Annotated in this window: 5 protein-coding genes and 1 pseudogene; all 6 read right to left on the bottom strand. The window is 61.6% G+C overall.

What is annotated here, in order from left to right:
* A pseudogene (locus GY725_07670) lies at positions 1-311 on the bottom strand (propionyl-CoA synthetase).
* A 125-nt stretch (positions 312-436) separates the two neighbouring features.
* Positions 437-2,167, bottom strand: coding sequence for a DUF262 domain-containing protein (locus GY725_07665; GenBank protein MCP4004056.1), 1,731 nt, complete (start codon positions 2,165-2,167; stop codon positions 437-439).
* A gap of 3 nt (positions 2,168-2,170) precedes the next feature.
* A complete protein-coding gene (locus GY725_07660) occupies positions 2,171-2,608 on the bottom strand; it encodes a hypothetical protein (protein ID MCP4004055.1) in 438 nt (145 codons plus the stop codon).
* The gene (locus GY725_07655; protein MCP4004054.1) at positions 2,571-2,999 is read right to left on the bottom strand and encodes a hypothetical protein; all 429 of its coding nucleotides are present in this window, start codon (positions 2,997-2,999) and stop codon (positions 2,571-2,573) included. Before GY725_07655 ends, GY725_07660 begins: the two co-directional genes overlap by 38 nt.
* Entirely contained in the window at positions 2,996-4,186 is a 1,191-nt protein-coding gene (locus GY725_07650; GenBank protein MCP4004053.1) for an AAA family ATPase, read from the bottom strand. The genes GY725_07655 and GY725_07650 overlap by 4 nt, the downstream gene beginning before the upstream one ends.
* 315 nt (positions 4,187-4,501) lie before the next feature.
* A partial coding sequence (locus tag GY725_07645) for a propionyl-CoA synthetase (GenBank protein MCP4004052.1) occupies positions 4,502-4,654 on the bottom strand: 153 nt, incomplete at its 5' end.

The raw sequence follows: 4,654 nt of genomic DNA, 5'->3' as shown, positions 1-4,654 counted from the left end.
CGATGCCGGCCAGGGCGCCGGTGATCTCGGTCAGGATCTGCGGATCGTCGATGGTCGCCGGGGTCTTGTAGTCGACGCCGTCGGCGATATTGCGCATGGTACCGCGCAGGATCTTGCCCGAGCGGGTCTTGGGCAGGCGATTCGACGACCACCGCGGTCTTGAAGGCGGCGATCGGACCGATCTCCCGGCGCACGTCGCGGATGACCTCGGTGACGATCTCGTCGGGGCGCGCGGCGTTCCACAGCGTCGGAAAGGTGCCGGGGGGCAGCGGCAGGCGGACGGCCAGCGATCCGGTCTCGCCGGGCGCGACGTCGCGGCCGTCGGGCCCCAGGGCGCGCACGTCCCAGCCGGGGGCCGGCCGGGTAGCCGAGCGGGATCGCACTCTCGCCGGCCAGGAAGAGGTAGCGGGGGCCTCGCCCATGGTCCATCTGTACTTCACCCCGACTCCTCCGACAACGCAAGCGGAGGATCATCGTCGGTATCGATTGGACTCGGCATCGGCTCATTGCTGACCGGCTGCCTGACTCCGACCTTGTCCATGAACTCCCGCTCAAGCTCTGCCAGAAGCTCCATTCGGGAACGGAGGAAATCGTCGTTACGACCGTCGAGAATCAAGCTGAGCGCGTCAGCAGGCATTGCGTGGCTATCCAACACGGCATCCCGGACCGCCGGATCCAGCTTGACCAGCCAGTTTCTGGCCTGCCCCGGAACTTGCGGCGCAACATCAAGAATCCGATTGGCCGGACTCGACCGCAGATCCGAGTCCTTCACCGTCGCGCAGACCGAACTCATCGCCTCGGGCCCCCTCTCGAACAAGAGCTGCGCAGCCTGCTTGAGCTCTAGCGGCTTCCCATTCGGAAGCCTCGGTGAGCGACCCAGGAGGACGCAGATAAGAGCTCTGACGCGAGCGCTACGAAGATCGAATCGAAGAGGCGTGGGAAGCGCCGGCTGCTCCAGTTCCATGTTCTCCAGTAACGTCGGCGCCTGCTCCATTGAGATGCGGTCACGAAGCTCTTCGACTAAGCGTCGCACACGTGCAGGGTTGGCTGAACCGAACCAACCAGCAAATGAAGAAGACCAGAACCAGCGCGTCAACAACTGCTTTTGCTTGACCGTGGGCTCAGAGCACTGGCCAAAGAAAGCGCACAGCGCAACGAGTTGGGCACTATATGGGAGCATACGTGCATTGAGGACGCCATGGCTTCGAAGAAAGGCACGCGCGTGCTCCAAACCGATCTCCGCTTCATTGACCGCGGCCGGCAGCCTTTCGCGGACATCTGACTTCACCTGCTCTCCCAGGCGTGACCAGTCCGTCCGGTACATATCAAGCCGGGCGGCAGTGAGCACCGCACGCAGCAGAATCGTCCGATTCACCTCTCCGAATCCGGACCGGACCATGGATCGCTGAAGCTTGTCGATCTCGCCAGCCAGATGGAACCGCCTGCCATTATCCTCTTCATAGGTTAGGGCCGAGAACATCTCGTCCTGACCGATGCTGCGGCCTTTTTTGTTGAGACGGGAGAAACTCTCTACCGCGGTGCTTAGATCATTTGTCGAAAAATGCACAATTGGGACGCGGTACCCTTGAATCGCCCGCGCCACATCTTGAGCGCGATCAACCCAGATCTCTGCCTCCTCGCGCTTTTCGGACTGCAGCATGCGACTTGCCTCGGCAATTAGCTTCTTCGTATCGAGGAGCGCCGGTGCCGGGATATACGACATCGGGGCCTCTTCGCCTCGACGCAAGTGGCTGAAACCACCTTCCGGCTCAGGCTGTGCGTCAAAGTAGATAAGCCATCGATCGGGATCCTCGTCCAGTTCATCGTTCCATTGAGGATCCTCCCGGAGGAGCACGCCCACCAGGGTAGTTAGTCGCTGCTGCCCGTCGAGGACCAGCCAGGTCTCTCCCTGGTAGTCCGGCAACTTGAGAGGGCCGATCTGATCACGATGCTCCGGCATCGGTTTGGCGCCCCAGAGGAAGAGCGTTCCGATCGGGTACTGTCTTGAGATGGAGTCGAAGAGGTCCAAGATATCCTGTCGGCGCCAGACGAATTCCCGCTGGAATCTCGGCACTCGAAGGCGGCCTTCGCGGGCCCACTTCAGCAGGTCGATTAGGTGCACGACCTGCGGCGTGATCTCCGGAACGTCTACCTTCTGGCTGGCCATCATCTAGAACTCCCCAGCGATCGCCCGAAGCAGGTTGTCGATCTCGCCGACACCATCGCGCTCGCGCAAACCGTCGGCCGTGAAAAACCCCCGCCGCTCGTCGTGCAGGCGCTTCAATGGACGCGGGCGCTTCGCGAACAGACGCTCTTCCAACAGAATCAAATCCGCCACATCGCTCTCATCATACAACCCAGCTTCGATGGCCCCGAGACGCTCTTTATTAGACAGTTTAGTCTTAACGGGGAAGTGATTTCGCTGCACGGGAGACCTTCGAAGGAGCGCGTTGAACCGCTCCGCCCGGCTGGTGTTGCTCGGATCATCACGCACGACCTCGAAGACCTTGTCCGGAATGTAGTTCTCAGCGCAGCGCTTTCGCAAGACCTTGCACGGAACGCGATGATCTTTACATATTTGCTTGACGGCCTCGGCTGACTTCTGCACGTCGCCGGGCCACTTGGCATCGCTGTCGCAAAGCTTCCACAAACACGTCAAGCAACAAACCATCGGCCTCGCGGTCTTCGACCAGAACTACTAGAGGGGTGTGGGCGAGCTTGTCGGCAAGCCGCGTCGACTCTGCGTCCTCCACTTCTATGACTTTCAGGTGTGGACCGCGGTCGTCGACTGCCTTTCGTGGTGGGCTGGCGATCGCCGTCGTCAAGATCTTTCGCCGGAGTGGGCGTGCTTCTTCGTACCAGAGCGACTCCTGAAGCAGGTCCGCATCCGGCACGTCGATGCGATGGACCTCGTCAGCGACCCGGTCAACGAGTCGGTCGAGGAGAGCAAGGATCTGGCCATCGCCGTTCAGCGCGTTGGCGTGAAGGACAAATCTCATCCCGCCTTTCCAAGCCCTATGCGTCGCCGCTGCGCGCGACGAATAGCTGCCACCTCTTGGAAGTCCTCTTCGAAAACGCCTTCAGGCCACCAGTCGACCTCTCCGTCTGGACTGAGACCAACCCGTCGAAGCATGCTGCCTTCGTCGTTAACGTCCACATAGTAGAGGGCGACCAGGTCGTGCGGGATCATGCCTTCAGCGACACGCCTTTGAACCCGCAGCAACAACGGCTGAGAGTGCGTCTCAACCAGCACCGTACCCCGCCGCGTCAAGGCGGTATCGATGAACAGATCGGCGAGCGGGGCCTGAGCGGCCGCGTGCAAGTGAATCTCCGGCTGCTCGACCACGTCCAGGAAGCCGCCGGTCACGGAGCGTTGTCGCTGGAGCTGGTGGACGACCACTGGAAACACCTGCTGGAGCCCTTCGCCAGCGCGTGCCAGGTTGGCCGTCATGGACTCGCTCTTCCTAACGAAGAGGCTGAAGCTCTCGTTACTGCGGGTTAAAGACAGGCGCCATCCATCCATGTGCTCCTCGAACCACATGCCGACAGCGTCTGCCAGAGCGGCATCAGCACGCAGCCACTGGGCCGCCTGCCCGCCATCGATCTCCAGCTGCGAGGGTCGCTCTTCAACGTAGGACGGCTGAATCGTCGCCCGGGTGGGGCCGAGGTGGACCATTCGGTCCAGCTCTGCGGAGGCGGCGGTACGCCATCGATCCCACCGGGCTTCGCTGGGAAGAAGACCACGAAATCCTGGATTTACCGTCCCTGCCTCCGGAGAGATTTCGAACTCCTCAGGCGAGCGGATTCGGTAGGCCCAGAGCTCAGGCGGCTCATCGGCTGCAAGGGCGCCGGAGCTGTAGAGAGTCGCTGAGACATCGAGCATCTCGCCGCCATGCGTTGCTCTGATCTCGAACGTGGGGCGTCCAAAGAATTCGCCACCGTGAATGATGTCGACGAACCTACCGCCGTACTTGATGCCTCTCACTTCGAGCGGCAGCAGGTCCTCATTGCCTGCGAGGGCGCCGAGAAGAAGCCGCGGCAGCCGCACCACCACGCTCTTGCCGCTATTGTTCTTCCCGAACACCAGGGTGAGTGGCGCGAGCGTCAACTTCTGAAGAAGCACATCGCCGCCGTTTCCTCCAGGGAAGGCTTTGTAGCCCCTGAAGGCGACCTCGCTGAGCTGCACGTCTACCTCCTCCTGCTGGACTTACGCCGATCTAACAGTTCTCTAATGCCGATGCTACACCAAAGCGAGAGACACAACATCGACAAGCTTGGCCCGCAATCACCTGAACCACTCCCTAACCCGTCATCCACCCTCGCCGCCCGCGGCTCTTTGACCGAGCCTGAATCGAATCAGCCTGCCGTGGGAGGCGGGAACGCATTCTTGGAACGGGGGTCTCGGAAGCCCAATTGCTCCGAAACTGATCTCGTATCCCGTGGAGCGGCAACCCAAAACTACAGGCCTTCGGGGCGCCAATGCGGTCGCCCCAGACCTCGCTCAAGACGGCGCGCGCGGATAGCCGATGCCGGCCAGGGCGCCGGTGATCTCGGTCAGGATCTGCGGATCGTCGATGGTCGCCGGGGTCTTGTAGTCGACGCCGTCGGCGATATTGCGCATGGTACCGCGCAGGATCTTGCCCGAGCGGGTCTT

The sequence above is a fragment of the bacterium genome, assembly GCA_024226335.1.
GTDB lineage: Bacteria > Myxococcota_A > UBA9160 > SZUA-336 > SZUA-336 > JAAELY01.
This window is presented reverse-complemented; position numbering and strand designations above follow the sequence as displayed.

Excerpts from the sequence above, each read along its gene's own strand:
- GY725_07665 (MCP4004056.1), bottom strand. The coding sequence starts at position 2,167 with ATGGCCAGCCAGAAGGTAGACGTTCCGGAGATCACGCCGCAGGTCGTG.
- GY725_07655 (MCP4004054.1), bottom strand. The coding sequence starts at position 2,999 with ATGAGATTTGTCCTTCACGCCAACGCGCTGAACGGCGATGGCCAGATC.